The sequence below is a fragment of the Aliterella atlantica CENA595 genome (genome assembly GCF_000952155.1).
Taxonomy (GTDB): domain Bacteria; phylum Cyanobacteriota; class Cyanobacteriia; order Cyanobacteriales; family Chroococcidiopsidaceae; genus Aliterella; species Aliterella atlantica.
The window spans coordinates 394,388-410,915 of record NZ_JYON01000001.1 but is presented as its reverse complement, the minus strand read 5'-3'; the positions used below and the strand labels follow the sequence as shown (position 1 = coordinate 410,915).

Below are 16,528 nucleotides of genomic sequence, written 5' to 3'. Positions count from 1 at the left end.
TTGGAACTTCTACGCTAGAAAATAATTCAACATAAATGACACCGATCCGTGTTGTAGTTCTGTTTGTTTAGACTGAAATTATGTTCAAACTTTGCCATTTATTTGCATCTCACCCAAACCGGATGTTGTCACGATCGCTTTTTCTTGTCACGCTATCATCTATAGGCTTATTATCAGGGCTTGCACCCGATTTATCAGGTCATTTTGGGCGCGTAGCTTTTAGCAATGCTGCTTACGCTCAAGATTTTAGTGATGGGGATCTTGCTAAGTTTGCGCGTGCGGCGTTTGCGATTGAAATTGAGCGCCGAAACATCGAACAAAAAATTAGCAGCATGACAGGCGGTAATGTGCCGCAAGTTGGTTGCGATCGCCCAGGAAATTTGGCAAAGTTACCAGATAATGTGCGCGATGTATTCGTCGATTTCTGTAAGTTTTCCAAACAGACAATTCAAAGTAACGACTTGACTGTAGGACAATTTAATGCTATCAAAAACAACTATAATAGCAACCCAGCCGTAAAAAAACGGGTTGATAGCGAATTACGCCGCATTGGTGGCTCGTAATCTGGGAAAATAGTATAGTGACAAGCGCAAGCATCTAATTTGTTAACTTTAACCCAACGCTTACCTGCAAATCCGGCTGTAGAAGTCAGCTATACTTTAGCACTGACGGCAACCGAGCGCGATCGCAGCCGCCATCGTTTTGAGACAATAGAGGGGCAAGTAGTATTTTTGCGCTTATCTAGAGGTACGGTGTTGCAGGATGGCGATTTGCTAAAATCTGACGATGCAACAGAGGCAATTGTTAGAGTTTTGGCAAAACCCGAACCAGTTATCGTTGTTAAAGCTGCAACGCCAATTAAATTACTACAAGCAGCTTATCATTTAGGCAATCGTCACGTACCCGTAGAAATTGGTAGCGACTATTTATGTTTGTCTCCCGATCCTGTTTTGGAGAAAATGCTAGCAAACCTGGGGGTTGAAGTTGTAGAAGCAGTTTTACCTTTTCAACCCCAACCTGGCGCTTACAGTCATGAACATTGAGAGCAGTCAGATTTTATATCTGCTGCAGCTAGCTAGTCCAGCTTTACCAGTGGGAGCTTATACTTATTCTGAAGGGCTAGAGACGCTGATAGAAACAGGTACAATTAGCAATGCTAGTAGTTTAAAACACTGGTTGGGACAAGAATTAAGTTGTGGTGCAGTACGTGTAGATGCAGCAGTAGCCCTTAGAACTTATAAGTGTACTCAAATAGGCGATACAGCAGCTTTAGAATATTGGAATAGTTGGTTATCTGCCTTGAGGGAAACAGAGGAATTGCGCTTATCAAGCTGGCAAATGGGGCGGAGTTTACTTAAGCTAATTGTAGAAATAGAACCAGGTATAGAACCAATAGTATCGTCGCTGATAGCTGGAAATGCTTGTAATTGGGCGATCGCTTTTGGCATTACAGCAGGATATTGGCAAATCGATCTTACTGCTGCCTTGTTAGGATATTTGCATAGTTGGGCGACAAATTTGGTTGCAGTTGGCGTAAAATTAATTCCTTTGGGGCAAACAGTAGGGCAAAATTTATTACTAAATCTACAACCAAATATCGAACTAGCAACTGCGGAAATTCTCAGGTTAGCAGATGACGAACTTAGTAGTTGTAATTGGGGGTTGTCGCTGGCGAGTATGATGCATGAGACTCAATACAGCCGATTATTTAGAAGTTGAGTAGGGATAGGGAGACAGGGAAGAGTAGAGAAGTAGCACTGCTACGTCTACTAGAGAGAACGGGGATATAAATAGATATGAGTACATTAAGAGTAGGTATAGCAGGTCCAGTTGGCTCTGGGAAGACTGCTTTGGTTGATGCTTTGTGTAAGGCAATGCGCCACCAGTATAATATTGCCGTAGTGACAAATGATATTTATACTCAAGAAGATGCTCAGTATTTGGTGCGAAGTCAGGCGTTAGATAGCGATCGCATTATGGGTGTAGAAACGGGTGGATGTCCTCATACTGCTATCCGTGAAGATGCTTCGATTAATTTGGTAGCGATTGAGCAGTTAGAACAACGCTTTGCCAATTTGGATCTAGTATTTGTGGAAAGTGGTGGCGATAATTTGGCAGCAACTTTTAGCCCTGAGTTGGTAGATTTAACTATATATGCGATCGATGTGGCTGCTGGCGATAAAATTCCCCGTAAAGGTGGTCCTGGAATTACTAAGTCAGATTTGCTAGTAATTAATAAGATCGATCTTGCGCCCTATGTGGGAGCCGATTTGGGTGTGATGGAACGCGATACTAAGAAAATGCGCGGTAATAAGCCTTTTGTCTTTACCAATCTCAAAACTCAAGTAGGTCTTTCAACTGTAATTGATTTTGTCCAAAGCCATATCTGCTAAATTATGCAAGTTCCCCGCCTCCATTCCGATACGGTTGAGCAAGTCAAGCAACGCGCTGATATTTACGATATTGTTTCAGAACACGTTGTTTTGCGTAAGGGTGGTAAAGGGTATGTAGGTTTATGTCCTTTCCATAACGAGAAAACACCGAGTTTTAGTGTAAGTCAAGTCAAGCAAATGTATTACTGCTTTGGCTGCGGTGCTGGGGGAGATGCGATTAAGTTTCTCATGGAGTTGGGAAAGCAATCTTTTAGCGAGGTTGTACTAGATTTGGCTAGGCGCTATCAAGTTAGTGTCAAAACTTTAGAACCCGAACAACGTCAAGAATTACAGCGCCAATTGACGCTAAGAGAGCAATTATACGAGATATTAGCGATCGCCAATCAATTCTACCAACACGCCTTGCATCAACCGTTAGGCGAAAAAGCTTCAAATTACCTAAAATTAGAACGGCGACTGAGTGATGAAACTATTGGACAATTTGGCTTGGGTTATGCGCCTGCTAGTTGGGAAACTTTGTATCGCTATTTAGTAGAACAAAAACGTTACTCGGTACAATTGGTACAACAAGCCGGATTGATAAAACAAAGGCAATCTGGAGATGGCTATTATGACTATTTTCGCGATCGCTTGACAATCCCAATTAGCGATTTACAAGGGCGAATTATCGGCTTTGGTGGGAGAGCATTTGGCGACGAGCAACCCAAGTATCTCAATTCGCCAGAAACAGAGCTTTTTAGTAAGGGTAAAACTTTATTTGCTTTAGATAAAGCGAAGACGGCTATATCGCAGCTTGACAGTGCTGTAGTTGTCGAAGGATACTTTGATGCGATCGCACTGCACGCTGCGGGTATTACAAATGTTGCTGCTTCTTTGGGTACGGCTTTAAGTTTGGAACAAGTCAGACAATTGTTGCGTTATAGCGAATCTAAGCAACTTATCCTTAATTTTGATGCTGATGCTGCGGGCAAACAAGCGTCAATACGAGCAATTGGCGAAATTGCCGAGCTTGCTTATCATGGTGAAGTACAGCTAAGAATTCTCAATCTACCAGATGGCAAAGATGCTGATGAATATTTGCATACATATACAGCCGAACAGTATAGAGAACTTTTAGCATCTGCTCCTTTATGGCTTGATTGGCAAATCGAGCAAATTACACTAGGGCGCGATCTCAAACAAGCTACTCAATTTCAACAAGTAGCGCAAGAATTAGTTAAACTACTTAAAAAAATTGATAACAGCGATACCCGAAACTACTACGTTAGTCGCTGTGCAGAAATCCTAAGTTTAGGGGATGCAAGACTTGTAGCACTAAGAGCAGAAAATCTTTTAGCGCAAATAGCTCCCTATCATCAGCGCAAACCAATCCCGATCAAAACTCAAAAGCAGCAATCTAAAGATGAAGCTCCAGCTAAGGAGCGCAGCCTGTTGGAGCAAGCAGAGGCACTATTATTGCAAATTTACCTCCACTACCCAGAACATCGTCAAGCGGTTTGTAGCGCTTTAGAGGAGCGGGGTTTGCAATTTAATTTTTCTCACCACCGATTTTTGTGGCAGCAAATTCTTAATGAGAAAGCCGAAAACTTTTCGATAACAGAGACACAACAGAGTTTAATTTCCCGCATTCAAACTCGCTGTTTGCAGATGGAAAATGAAATAGCTCAAGTTACTCCCTTATTCCATTTAGATGAAAAGACGCAGCAAGATTTGCTTCGCGCCACTCAAGTAATTCAAGCAGCTACAGCTTGTATAGAAAGGGTTTTATGTGAAAAACAGTATCGCCTATTTCTGGAGTTGTGGCAAAATTGCGATCCAACCAATGAACCTGAGCGATCGCAATTTTACTACCAGTCGCTCTACGCCGAACAAAAAAAATTGCAAAAATTAGATCGGATGCGCCAATTCGGCTTAACAGATTTGTTGTCATAAAGCAGTAGGGTGCGTTTTGAAAACGCACCCTACCTAAAGCATCGACTTCTATCTGCGTGTATCTGCGTGCATCTGCGTTCAGAAAACAAGTTTAGTAACTACTCAAGGTTAACTTTACTAATTGACAACTCTCTAACTGGTCACTGTTATTAAGGGCATAATAAAGTATCGCGGGTATCTCTACCTGTAGTTGGATTAACACCTTTAGCCACTTTACAGAGTTTATCTTGCTCGTCTTGACGCAGCAAAACATCGGTAAAATCAGCGCCATCAATTGTTGCGCCGTCAAACTTAGCATTAGCAGCAAAAGCACCGACTAAAACAGCATTAGTTAAGTTAGTGTTGATAATTCGAGCCGCATCTAAAGTAGCATTAGTAAGATTTGCCCCTTCTAAATTTGCTGACTCCAAATTTGCTGCAAAGAAGCTTACACCTGTCAAATCGCTGTGACTAAGATTGCTGTTGCGTAGATTGGCTTTGGTAAAACTAGCATCAGTCAACACCTGAGAGGAAAAATCAGTGTTGATTAAGTTTTCTCTGTTATAGTCGAGAGCAAATGCTGGGGAGGAAACCGCCCAACTAGCCAAACTTACTAAAGTCAAGAGGAGTAAAGCAACTGCACTTTTGCAAATCCGTTTGTATAGCTTATGAATATTCATTTTATTTTCAGCCAATGGCACGTTCATCATCTCATTATCCCGATATAGGTGTTCTAGGAGAAGATTTCATTGCTCAATGGTTACAATCTAGCGGCTGGAAAATCTTGCATCGCCGCTGGCGTTGTCGCTGGGGAGAAATCGATATAATTGCGAGTAATTTAGAGACGTTGGCTTTTGTGGAAGTCAAAACCCGTAGTGCGGGAAGTTGGGATGAGGGAGGGTTATTAGCAATTACTCCTCAAAAGCAAGCTAAACTCTGGAAAACTGCTCAAAGCTTTTTGGCTACGTATCAGAATTTTGCTGAATATCCTTGTCGCTTTGACGTAGCGCTAGTTTGTTGTCAGAAATTGCCTAGTAAGGTGCAGCAGTCATCATTTGATTGCAAATATAATTTATCGTTGTATGAATATATTGCGGGTGCATTTTAATTTTTTGTACGGGCGCGTAAACGTAGAGACGTAGCAATGCTACGTCTCTACAATATGACCAAACAACAATTTTTACCCAATAATTCCCGATTATGCCAATGTTTCTGGGCAATATCCCAATCCTTGCACGAACTGGTGGCGGAATGCTTCAATTTCCTCTCGCTCTGGGCTACCATGAGAAACTATAGCGATTTGGTAGCGGCGCATTACCTCAATTGGCGATTGTCCTGCTTCTAAACTCCATAGAGCCATATTTACTCTCATAGGCGGCTCGTAGGGAATGCCCAATTCATTTAAAAAAGCTCTAAAATCTCCATCTTGCTGAGAAGCTAAAGGAGACTTCATCTTGACTTTGACTATCCAACCGTCAATTTGATGAATTACACTAACAAAGCTAACGGGCATCTGGGGTCTGCTGTGTAGGTATTTTATAATCCTCAAGGTGAGGCTAGCATTAGCAAGATAATAGAGGTATTCCATTGCCGCGTTCTGTAGACAAGTGTATCCTACAGTTTTATTGTGGCAAACCTTGCACAGCAATTACTAGGGGTAACACCCACTAATATTTGGGTGGATCTACCCAAATATAACAGCTAATTTTAATTTAATAAATTCTGACTAATTTTCAGACTATAGATAGATTACTCGCTCGTAACATGGATAATTTTCAATTTAAAGCTTCAAAGCCGCGTTTAAACACAGTAAAAGCACTGAATTCTTTCCCAAAGACGATACAATCAGAACCAAGTAGTGGTAGAGGAAGAGAAGATAAAGAGCGATCGCTATCTAGTTACGATTATGAACTACCACCTAGTGCGATCGCCCAAAATCCTGTTATTCCCAGAGACAGTGCTAAGTTACTGGTAGTAGATTCGCCTCATACTCATTGTCACCGCATTTTTAGCGATTTGCCCCAATTGCTCAAACCAGGTGACTTATTGATAATGAACGATACGCGAGTTATCCCCGCACGTCTACATGGGCGGAAAACTAGCGGCGCAGCAGTAGAAGTTTTGCTATTAGAGGAAAAACAGTACAATACTTGGCTAGCTTTAGTTAAGCCTGGGAAGCGTTTGCAAAAAGGGGCGAGGATTGTGTTTGCAAGGGAAGCAGGGGAAGCAGGGGAGGCTCAGTATGTTTCGATTTCTGCTACGGTGCTAGAAGTTAATGAAGCTACTGGGGGGCGATTGTTGCGGTTTGATTTACCTAATGGCGTGTCTTTGCTACAAATTTTAGATTCTTTTGGGGAAATACCTTTACCGCCTTATATTACAGATTCGCAGGCAGAAGATGACCAATATCAAACAGTTTACGCCCAAAATGCAGGTGCGATCGCAGCGCCTACTGCTGGCTTGCACTTTACCCCAGAGTTATTGCAAAAATTGGCAGAAAAAGGCATAAATTCAGCTTTTATTACCTTGCACGTAGGCGTAGGTACATTTCGCCCTGTAGAAGTAGAAGACGTTACAACCCATCAAATGCATGGCGAATGGATAGATGTTTCTGCTGCAACTGTAGAACAAATCCGCGCTACTAAAGCTAGAGGCGGGCGCGTAATTGCGGTAGGAACTACTGCTGTAAGAGCTTTGGAAGGGGCGGCAGCCCTATCGGGGCAATTAGAGCCATTTTGTGGCAAAACTCAGCTATTTATCTATCCTGGCTATCAATGGCGGGTTGTTGATGGCTTAATTACTAATTTTCACTTGCCGCGTTCTAGTTTGATGATGCTTGTGAGTGCTTTAATTGGCAGGCAGCGTTTATTAGATTTATACACCGAAGCGATCGCCAATGCTTACCGTTTTTACTCGTTTGGCGATGCAATGCTAATTTTGCCAGAAGCTAGGGTTACTCACCCATAATATGTACTACAAGTTCTCTTTGATGGCTTCTATCTCGATGTTCCCAAATATAAATTCCTTGCCAAGTGCCTAATACTAATCTATTTTGGGCGATGGGTATTTGCTCTGAAGTATGAGTTAATACTGTGCGAATATGGGCTGGCATATCGTCAGGACCTTCGGCATTATGAATGTATGGTGCAGATTCAGGAACTAATTTTGCCAAGAAGTTCGATAAATCTAATAATACGTCTGGGTCAGCATTTTCTTGAATTATCAAGCTAGCAGAAGTATGACGGAGGAATATTGTACATAATCCTGTTTTAATTCCTGATTCGGCAACTACAGACTCTATTTTGGATGTAATTTTGTATAGGGACTTGCCTTTAGTAGGGATTTTGAGTAGTTGTTGGTAGTGCATATTTAGTGAAAATAGCTAATAACGGATTGTGCAACTTCTTCATTTCCATTTTTGGCTATAGATTCTACTTTGTGTGGCTGATTGGGCGATTGATGCAAAAATTCCCAATTTCCCTGGAAAAACTCTGCTGGTGTGAGAATTTGATGTTGAGAATAGTTGGTAATACCTTCTAATAGCAAAGCCGCTTCGGCAAAGTCTTCGCGCGTTATCGTTACAATGGGAATACCCAAACGTACTGCTTCAGCAAAAGTGCTATAACCTGGCTTAGAGATTACTCTGCCACATAGCGGCATAAAATCCACTGGGCGATACTTTCTATCGGCGATTTTAATTAAATTGGGTAAATTAGGTGCAGCAGCATCGAAGCTAATAAATTGCCAATCGGGGAAGTTTTTTAAGTTATGGTAGGGTATTTGCTGCAAACCCAAGCCACCGAAGGTAAGTAAGGCTGTTTGTTCTATGGGCGTAGTTATTTGCCAAGTTGCGCGTAATTCTTCTATTGCGTAACGAGGAGAACCGCCAGTTAAACCAACATCGGTAATATTATCAAAAGCGCTCATCGGTTCGTGAAAAGGTAGCCGAAATAAGCGATCGCATTGACTATAACATTCGCTCATCCAATCGCCTATCTCTCTAAATTCTTTTCCCCAATCTTGGTAAATAAAGTTCCAGCTAAAATTGCTACTCGCCCAACAAGGAATACCCGCATTTCGAGCAAATATAGCCGCTAAAGGCGGAATATCAGCTAAAATTAGACCTACTCTATTTTGGCGAATGAAGTTGACTTCGGAAGAAACTAAACTGCGCTGTTTTGCTTTAATTGCTTGCAATTTCTCTAAAGTAGCGACTTTATCCATATTTAGACTATCAGCCTGCACGACACCAATATCAAAGCTACGCGGGCGATAGATAAAGTCTCCTTCAATGTATGATTCCAACAGCCAGCGTGGTGCAGTTGTGACTATTATCAGCAATACATCAGGACAAAGTTTTTGTATAGTTGCAGCAATAGAAGCTGCACGAGTAGTATGACCAAAACCGTGATTGGTGATAGCTATATAAATAATCGGCATTTAACAGTGACCAGTAATCAGTGACCAGTTACCAGTGAAGAAGATCGTTCTTAAGTTTAATTTATATAGAGAGCGTGCTTTTTACTTCACCCATAGATAAGCTATCAGCAAAGTTACTACAGTTAAAGGCAAGCCAAAGCGTAAATGTTGCCAAAATGTTAGTTTATAACCTAACTTAGCTGCTGCTTCGACCACAATCAGGTTAGCTACCGAACCAAATAACGTCAAATTTCCTGCTAAAGTTGAGCCTGCGGCTAATAACAGCCAAGATTGATTATTTTCTTGAGGTAAGAGCGCTCCTAGTAGTAGCACTGCTGGTACGTTAGAAATTAAGTTAGATAAAATTGCCGTTACTGCTACTAATCCTATTGGCTGGTTAATCCAACCTGTAAAGGGTTGCAGCAAATTTAGTTTTTGCGTACCATGCGCCAAAATAAATAAGCCAGAAAACATCAGCAAAAGATTCCCATCTACTTCCTGCAATATACGTTCTGGCTTTAAGCGTCGAGTAACTAATAATAGTGCTGCTGCGACTAAGGCGGATTGGGCTAATGGCGCACCCAAAAGGAAACTTATAAGTAATCCGGCGGTAATTACTAAGCTTTTGGTAAATAGGGGTTTGTAAATGCGATCGCGTACTTTAATAGAGTTATGCGCTACTGGTTGCAGAAGTCGCACTTCTGGATAAAACCAACACAGCAAAGCAATTTGCACAACTAACCCTATCAAAGCCACAGGCGCAAGCACTCTAGAAAATTCTAGGTAACTAATCCCTGAAAAAGAACCAATCAGAATATTTTGCGGATTACCGCTAATAGTAGCTACAGAACCTATATTAGTTGCAGCCGCCAAAGCCAGCAGATAAGGAATGGGATTTAGCTGCAAACTCCGAGTTAATGCCAAAGTTAACGGAGTTAGCACGATCGCTATAGTATCGTTGAGAAAAAAGGCTGACAAGATACCGCTACCAAAACTCAACAATACTAACAAGCCAAAAGGACTGTGAGTTAAGCGCAAAAGATAAACAAGCGTAAGTTGAAAAAAGCCAGCATAAGCAAGATGAGCATTGACAACCATCATGCCCAAGAGAAAGACTATAGTTGTAGCATCAATAGCTTGCCATGCTTCTTTGAGGCTCAAAACACCCAGCGTAATTATTGCAGTAGAACCGACTAAAGCGATTGTCGCCCGATTCATCCGCAATTTAGGTAAGTAGCCTAAGCCTAAACCTAAATAAGTTATGGCGATCGCAATGTAAGCTAAGTATTGCTGAAAAATCTTTCAATTGCCTCAACTAATCGATCTATTTCTGATGTCAGCGTCAAATAATGGACGCAAGCACGAACGCAATCGGGATCTAACAGTATCCGCGTCATGATTTTTTGCGCCTCTAAAAACTCTACCAATTGGCGATTTTTATTACCATCTACTTGAAAAGATATAAGTCCCGCTTCTGGTGGTGATGTTCGCAAACATTTAATCTGTGGTAGCTGAGTCAATTTTTCCCACAAATACTTGCTTAACTGGCAAATTTGCTGATAGCGTTCCTCGGCAGTTCCCCATTGTTGATGAGTTGCGATCGCTGCCCTCAATCCTGCATACTGTGGATAAGCTGACGTTGCTACTTCGTATCTGCGTCCGTCTGGCTGCCAGCCTGTCGGATTTCCGCGATTATCGACGGTAATCCCCCGCCATCCGATAAATGTCGGCTGCAAGCTTGCTCTCGCTTCTGGATGCACGTACAAGCCACCTACACCCGCAGGACCGCACCACCATTTATGTCCTGTGAAAGCATAAAAATCCACGCCTAAATCAGCTAAATTCAAGGGCAAACAGCCAACAGATTGCGCTGCATCAGCAAGAATTCTCACATTAGCTTGCTTGCACACTTGCACTATTTTGTCAAGGGTTAAAACTTGTCCTGTGTTCCACAGTAGATGACTTAATACTACCAAACGAGTGCGCGAAGTCAAGTATTGGTCGATAACCTGCGCGGGATCGCCTGCATTTAAAGTAGCCATAATTGGACAAGTATCGAGTTCTACGCCAAATCTGCGTCCAATTTCCCTTGCTGTAGCAATAATCCCTGGATGTTCGCAGTCTGTAAGTAAGATGCGATCGCCTTGTTGCCAGTCTATACCCCACAAAGTAATATTGCAGCCAACTGTAACATCTTCAGTTAGGGTAATAGTATCACTAGGAGTATTGAGTTCAGATGCGATCGCATTTCTAGTTTCCTCTACTTCTTTAGTAACCCAAGCATTTACTTGATTGGAAAAAGGACCATTAACCTGTATATATTCTTGGGCGTTATTTATTGCCTCAATTGCCGCTTGGGGAATTGGACCTTGCCCGCCATAATTAAAATAAGTCTTATTTGCCAAAGCTGGAAACTGTTGTCTGTGTAGCTCAAGCTTGGTTTGTAAAGTAGAAATACTCACCCGATTTTTAAAAATAACAGCTTCTTTAACTGTAATTCAGTAGCTCGACATCTTTTTGATTTTTTGCTCGGCGATCGCCGAGCAATTCTTGTTAGTCTAAAATAATGTTGCTGAATGCTGAATTACTTTTACAATACATACGTTGCCAGCGCAAGGCTTATCTAGACACTAATGGAGATTTGAGCCAAAGGGAACCTGCTGGCGATTTGCTGCTGAAATTGCAGCAAGAAAAATTTGCTCATCAAAAGACTGTTTTAGCTCAATACAACTATCAACGTCCAGATTATCCTAAAGGAGACTGGGAAGCAGGAGCAAAAGCTACTTTAGAGCTAATGCAACAGGGTGTTGAGTCTATTTTCAAGGGCGTAATTTTAACCCAGTATGAGGATATTACACTATTAAGTCGCCCAAGTTTATTAATCAAGCAGTCAGGAAAATCTCAATTTGGCGATTGGCAATATATTCCAGCAAATATCCATCTTGGCAAGCGCCCCAAACTAGAATATCAGATAGTTGCCGCCTACGATGCAGAGATGCTAGCGATCGCTCAAGCAGCAGATCCCGCTAAAGCTTGGCTATTTCTGCGGCGCAAAGACGTTTATACAGTGGATTTGGCTAAATGGATTCCCCAAATGCACGTAACAGTCGCAGACTGCATTCAAACTCTCAAATCATCTCAAGTTCCTGAAGTATTTATTTCACGGCAAAAATGCAATCTTTGCGGCTGGTTTAAGCAATGCTACGCTGAAGCAAAATCTCAGCAACACTTATCGCTTTTACCAGGAATTTCACCTAATCGTTACAGCGAATTGCAAGCTATTAACGTAGTTTCTTTAGAACCTTTAGCAAAGACAAATCCCGATACTTTAGATAGTTTGCCAGGATTTGAGGGTGGAATGGCGCAGCAGGTAGTTTTGCAAGCTCAATCTGTAGTTCAAGATAGTCCAATTCTTTTACCTTTTGGTAATGCTTACGAAGTTCGACAAACATTAACACCAACTTCACAAACTACCCTCAAAGAACTATTTAAAGGCAAATACTACCCGCCAAATATTGATAAATTTGTTGCGCCTATTGAGCTTTACTTTGATATTGAAGCGCAACCAGATTTAAACCTTGATTACTTGTTAGGCGTTTTAGTTGTAGATCGCTGGGCAAATACCGAAAGTTACTACGCATTTTTAGCAGAAAGTCAAGCAGAAGAAGGCAGAATTTGGCAGGAGTTTCAGAGTTTAGTTAACCAATATCCCCAAGCGCCAATTTTTCATTTTTGCCCTTATGAAGTCGATACAGTGAAACGATTGGCGCAGCTTTACAATACTCCTAAAGAGCAATTAAAGCCACTATTAGAGCGCTTTATCGATGTCTACGAAGAAATGACGCAAATGGTAGTATTGCCAACAGAAAGTTATGCCCTAAAAACAGTAGCGCGGTGGTTGGGTTTCGAGTGGCGCAATCCAGAAGCGAGTGGTTCGCAGTCGATATTTTGGTACGATCGCTGGTTAGAAACAGGCGATCGCACTTTATTGGATGCGATCGTCCAATACAATGAAGATGACTGTCTTGCTACGCGCCATCTTAAAGATTGGCTTGTTAAGTTTATTCAAAGCTATTAAGCGATACTATTTAACTAACCTTTCTTTAATACTTGCTTATCTCGATCCTAATAATCTGCTGATGTAAATTAGTATACCTTTTGTTTATGAGTAAAATTATTCAGTTTTTGCCAAGTTTTAAAGTTACTTGTCTTTGTTTATTAAGTGGATTTGTAGGCATATTAATTACAAATATGCCTAGTTTAGCTTCTGTTATTAAAGATATAGAATTTATAGGGCAGGCTGCATTTACTACAGACACTCAAGTACAAAATACTCAAGTTGGCGGACTTTCAGGAATTACTTACAATCCTAATAAAAACGTTTTTTACAGTGTTTCTGACGATCGCAGTCAAAACAATCCTGCTAGATTTTATACTCTAACTATTGACGTTAACGAACGCTCTTTAGGGGCAATTAAATTTACTGGCGTTACTTTTTTAAAGAACCAAGAGGGGCAAAAATTTCCGGCTTTAAGTCTCGATCCAGAAGGAATTGCTTTTACAAATAAAGGAAGTGTGTTTATTTCTTCAGAGGGAGACGGAACGGCTGCTAATTTAACTAATCCTTTTGTACGTGAGTTTTCTTTAACTGGCAAACAATTACAAGCTTTGCCAATTCCTCCTAAATATTTACCCACAAAGCAACAAACTAGGGGTATTCGTAACAATTTAGCATTTGAAAGTTTGACAATAGTGCCTAGTCAAAAATATCTATTTACAGCTACAGAAAATGCATTATTTCAGGATGGTGCTGTTGCTACAGTAAATAATGGTAGTTTGTCTCGAATATTAAGGTTTAACTTAGATACAAATAAACCAGCAGCAGAATATTTATATATAGCTGACAAAGTTGCCGAACCTCCAACAACAGCTAATGGATTAAATAACAACGGTTTAGTAGATTTATTAGCAATAGATGATAAACATTTAATAAGTTTAGAGCGTTCTTTCTCTGCAGGTACAGGAACTACAATTAAGCTATATGAAGTGTCTCTAAAAGAAGCCGAAGATATTAGTAATATTGCTAGTCTTAAGACAGTTGATATTAAAAGTATTAAAGCAGTTAAGAAAAAGTTAATACTTAATTTTGATAAGCTAAATTTAGCATTGGATAATATTGAAGGTTTAACTTTTGGACCTAATTTAACAGATGGAAGGCGCTCTTTAATTGTCGTCAGCGATAATAACTTTAGTCCTACTCAGAAAACGCAGTTTATAGTTTTTAGTGTGGGAGTTACACCAAAAGCTTATAACGAACAGCGTTAGTTTTAACAGTATTATTAGACCATGCCACAACGGAGAAATTATCAACCCAGTTTAGTCTTATCATACTCTGAGCAAATTATCAGCTTTACCTAGTTATAAGTGAATCTTTATTAGTAAATAGACCCTGTGAACGAGCCATCGAGACATCAGTATAAATTCCGCCAGTTCTGTATTAACGTTTTGGGATATTACAAGCTACAAAATGTAGATTCTTATCATCTTTACATGGCAAATAACTACTAATATGGTTAGGCTTTCCCCCCTCTAATTAATGGCACTAGATGCATCATGTAATCTCGTTTGCCAATTGGTACACCAACCATGCGAAGAATGTCATAAGCTGTAACCAGATGAAAGTAAAAGTTTGGAATTAGAAATTCATTTACATAAGCACTACCAGATAGATCGATATAGAAGCTCTGGTCATAAATGCGCGTCATCTCAGCTAGCTTTGTATCTTCAACCTTAACGCTCAAAAGAAGTTCATTCGTGTTTGCTATATGTTCGTATGCCTGTGCAACAGATGTGACATCTGGATCTAAATTATCCATAGGTTTACCATCGCACCAGAACGCAAAGTTACGGGGTTGATTACAGGTGAAAGCAATCTGCGTACCAAAGGGAAACATATCAGCCGCAATGCGCTTTTGCAGGAACGACTCGTCATCACAAAAATGAGTCTGAGCCGACTTTAAGAGATGCTCAAGCGTTGATAAGCGGCTTTGAAAGAGGCTTTTGATTGAATCTATATTCTGGTTGTGCATTTTGCGCTCCCTCAAGGTCTATACAAAATCCTACCGAAGCTACTAGCCCCTGTCCACTGCGATCGCTACAAGCAACGGCTCAAATTGTCATCCCAATTACTCGTTGGGAGTTCTCGTCTTTTGAATCGCGTCTTGGATTGTTTCCGTTCCGCCGATTTCGTAAAGGCTTATCAAGCCATTTTCGATGGTGTAAATTTGCCGCACCGTCATATCCGCGAGCAGTTTGCCGTCTAAATCTTTGACAACTTCGCGAACGGTGACGATGTGTCGGTTATTTTCGTCGGTTTCATATTTCAAAATCTCAAGTTCCGGTTGAATAACCTTTAATTGATTCGTCCAGTATTCGCGCACCGCGTCGCGTCCGCGAACGAAGCCGCCTTCAAACCCGTTTGCCCATTTCACGTCGGGCTGCATCGCCGAAATAATTGTTTCAATCTCGCGTTTGTTAAAGGCATCGTATAAATTTTGTAGAAACTGTCGATCTGAACTCATAATTATTCACCATCCAATACGAATGTCATTAAAACAAGAAAGCAGCCCAGCTATTTCAGGCTGTAACCTTGCGTTCGACCCATTTTTTCTTGGCTATCTGGAGTGTAGCCAGTTCTAGCGATCGGATTCTTTCAAATTCTTATGACAATTTGTCATATTCTTATGGTGTTAGCGAACCTGCTTGGGTGTCATTCCCGTGAGCCGCTTAAACTGCTGTGTTAAATGACTTTGGCTGGAGAAGCCTACTTTTGAGGCAATATCCGCGATCGCTAAATCTGTTTTCGACAACATAAATTTTGCCTGTTCTACTCGCTGTTGAATCACATATTGATGTGGAGCAACCCCCATCGACTGTTTGAATAAACTGGCAAAGTAAGTTGGGCTGATATTGATGATGCTTGCAAGTTTCGCTAATGATAAGTCTCGATCGAGATGAGCGTGAATATAGTCGATCGCCTGCTGCAACTGAGTATGAGTTAAACTTCTATTCTCAGGTGTAATGGTCTGCGTGACGCTAGAATAATGTCTCAGTAGATGAATGGCTAATACTTGGATCAGTGATTCAACATACAATTGACCCATCATCCCACCAGACTCCAATTCAGCTAAAAGCAGCATAGCAATCTGATGAATCTGTGGATCTTGCTTACCGAAACAGTCCACCAGACCGATTCGTTTTGTATCTATTTCAGATGCTTCAGCAGTTTGCCTAATCATCTCCGGTTTTAAGTGAATGTGCAGCGAACAGCAGATACCCTCGCGCCGACACCAGTATTTCGGTTGTCCAGCAGGAACAAGGATGCTGTCGCCCCTCTGAATGATAGATTCATGCAGGCGATCGTCAGACTTTTGGGTTACAAGGACAGGTTGCCCTAAAGGTAAGACGAGCCAATGATCTGATGGGGCAGGAAATTCAACTTCAAATGAATCTGAAAGATGCTGATACTGCTCAACCAAAATCCCGTTCCAGCCCATTTGCCGACTAGATAACACCGGAGTCGTATTATCAAACCTTTGTCTGGGTGCGATCGCTTTAGGAAGGTTCCCTGTCACAGTTTTTGTTTTCAACATCTATCTCGGCTTTGAACTTATTTATTCGAGCCAGTGCCATTCTTGAACAATTGTGCTTCAGGTAAATTTTACTAGCCTTTACCACATTCGGGCAGTTTTCTCGGATTCACAAGAAAGCAGCCCAACGACCCTGTTCAACGGCGGCAGACAACC

At 41.2% G+C, this 16,528-nt stretch carries 18 protein-coding genes; 9 read left to right on the top strand and 9 right to left on the bottom strand.

Annotated elements, in window-relative coordinates; all coding sequences use genetic code 11:
- The first annotated feature begins 80 nt into the window (after positions 1-80).
- The 5 genes from UH38_RS01935 (at position 81) to dnaG (ending at position 4,325) form a co-directional block, all read left to right on the top strand.
- Entirely contained in the window at positions 81-563 is a 483-nt protein-coding gene (locus UH38_RS01935) for a DUF4168 domain-containing protein (RefSeq protein ID WP_082065279.1), read from the top strand.
- Positions 564-602: 39 nt separating this feature from the next.
- Positions 603-1,043 carry an urease accessory protein UreE gene (gene ureE / locus UH38_RS01930; protein ID WP_045052895.1) on the top strand — a complete coding sequence of 147 codons (441 nt, stop codon included), beginning with the start codon at positions 603-605 and terminating at the stop codon, positions 1,041-1,043.
- Entirely contained in the window at positions 1,033-1,719 is a 687-nt protein-coding gene (locus UH38_RS01925) for an urease accessory protein UreF (protein ID WP_045052894.1), read from the top strand. The genes ureE and UH38_RS01925 overlap by 11 nt, the downstream gene beginning before the upstream one ends.
- Before the next feature lie 77 nt (positions 1,720-1,796).
- Positions 1,797-2,393, top strand: a complete 597-nt coding sequence (ureG, locus tag UH38_RS01920) for an urease accessory protein UreG (RefSeq protein WP_045052893.1) — start codon at positions 1,797-1,799, stop codon at positions 2,391-2,393.
- Between the two features lie 3 nt (positions 2,394-2,396).
- The gene (gene dnaG, locus UH38_RS01915; protein WP_045052892.1) at positions 2,397-4,325 is read left to right on the top strand and encodes a DNA primase; all 1,929 of its coding nucleotides are present in this window, start codon (positions 2,397-2,399) and stop codon (positions 4,323-4,325) included.
- A 149-nt stretch (positions 4,326-4,474) separates the two neighbouring features.
- Here dnaG and UH38_RS01910 read toward each other — a convergent pair whose 3' ends face one another.
- Complete coding sequence (locus UH38_RS01910; protein WP_045052891.1) at positions 4,475-4,984, bottom strand: pentapeptide repeat-containing protein; 510 nt, start codon at positions 4,982-4,984, stop codon at positions 4,475-4,477.
- 14 nt (positions 4,985-4,998) lie between these two features.
- Here UH38_RS01910 and UH38_RS01905 point away from each other — a divergent pair, with 14 nt between their 5' ends.
- Positions 4,999-5,412 carry a YraN family protein gene (locus UH38_RS01905; protein WP_045052890.1) on the top strand — a complete coding sequence of 138 codons (414 nt, stop codon included), beginning with the start codon at positions 4,999-5,001 and terminating at the stop codon, positions 5,410-5,412.
- 90 nt (positions 5,413-5,502) lie between these two features.
- Here the strand turns inward: UH38_RS01905 and UH38_RS01900 are convergent, their stop codons facing one another.
- Positions 5,503-5,892, bottom strand: coding sequence for a hypothetical protein (locus tag UH38_RS01900; RefSeq protein WP_045052889.1), 390 nt, complete (start codon positions 5,890-5,892; stop codon positions 5,503-5,505).
- A 176-nt stretch (positions 5,893-6,068) separates the two neighbouring features.
- Here UH38_RS01900 and queA point away from each other — a divergent pair, with 176 nt between their 5' ends.
- A complete protein-coding gene (gene queA, locus UH38_RS01895) occupies positions 6,069-7,271 on the top strand; it encodes a tRNA preQ1(34) S-adenosylmethionine ribosyltransferase-isomerase QueA (RefSeq protein WP_082065278.1) in 1,203 nt (400 codons plus the stop codon).
- Here queA and UH38_RS01890 read toward each other — a convergent pair.
- The 4 genes from UH38_RS01890 to UH38_RS01875 form a co-directional block, all read right to left on the bottom strand.
- Positions 7,258-7,671: a secondary thiamine-phosphate synthase enzyme YjbQ gene (locus UH38_RS01890; RefSeq protein ID WP_045052888.1), complete on the bottom strand. Its 414-nt coding sequence runs from the start codon at positions 7,669-7,671 to the stop codon at positions 7,258-7,260. The genes queA and UH38_RS01890 overlap by 14 nt on opposite strands.
- Positions 7,672-7,673: 2 nt before the next feature.
- Positions 7,674-8,744 carry a glycosyl transferase gene (locus tag UH38_RS01885; protein ID WP_045052887.1) on the bottom strand — a complete coding sequence of 357 codons (1,071 nt, stop codon included), beginning with the start codon at positions 8,742-8,744 and terminating at the stop codon, positions 7,674-7,676.
- Between the two features lie 81 nt (positions 8,745-8,825).
- Positions 8,826-9,941: an anion transporter gene (locus UH38_RS01880; protein WP_082065277.1), complete on the bottom strand. Its 1,116-nt coding sequence runs from the start codon at positions 9,939-9,941 to the stop codon at positions 8,826-8,828.
- Between the two features lie 62 nt (positions 9,942-10,003).
- Positions 10,004-11,185, bottom strand: coding sequence for an aminotransferase class V-fold PLP-dependent enzyme (locus UH38_RS01875; protein ID WP_082065276.1), 1,182 nt, complete (start codon positions 11,183-11,185; stop codon positions 10,004-10,006).
- Positions 11,186-11,289: 104 nt separating this feature from the next.
- Between UH38_RS01875 and UH38_RS01870 the strand changes: the two genes are divergently transcribed.
- Positions 11,290-12,801 carry a TM0106 family RecB-like putative nuclease gene (locus tag UH38_RS01870; protein ID WP_045052884.1) on the top strand — a complete coding sequence of 504 codons (1,512 nt, stop codon included), beginning with the start codon at positions 11,290-11,292 and terminating at the stop codon, positions 12,799-12,801.
- Positions 12,802-12,887: 86 nt separating this feature from the next.
- Positions 12,888-14,048, top strand: coding sequence for an esterase-like activity of phytase family protein (locus UH38_RS01865; RefSeq protein WP_045052883.1), 1,161 nt, complete (start codon positions 12,888-12,890; stop codon positions 14,046-14,048).
- Between the two features lie 248 nt (positions 14,049-14,296).
- Here the strand turns inward: UH38_RS01865 and UH38_RS01860 are convergent, their stop codons facing one another.
- The 3 genes from UH38_RS01860 to UH38_RS01850 form a co-directional block, all read right to left on the bottom strand.
- Positions 14,297-14,812, bottom strand: coding sequence for a DUF1993 domain-containing protein (locus UH38_RS01860; protein ID WP_045052882.1), 516 nt, complete (start codon positions 14,810-14,812; stop codon positions 14,297-14,299).
- Between the two features lie 96 nt (positions 14,813-14,908).
- The gene (locus tag UH38_RS01855; RefSeq protein ID WP_045052881.1) at positions 14,909-15,304 is read right to left on the bottom strand and encodes a nuclear transport factor 2 family protein; all 396 of its coding nucleotides are present in this window, start codon (positions 15,302-15,304) and stop codon (positions 14,909-14,911) included.
- A 168-nt stretch (positions 15,305-15,472) separates the two neighbouring features.
- Positions 15,473-16,375 (bottom strand): AraC family transcriptional regulator, encoded by a 903-nt coding sequence (locus UH38_RS01850; protein ID WP_052672217.1) that lies wholly within the window; start codon positions 16,373-16,375, stop codon positions 15,473-15,475.
- Between the last annotated feature and the right edge of the window lie 153 nt (positions 16,376-16,528).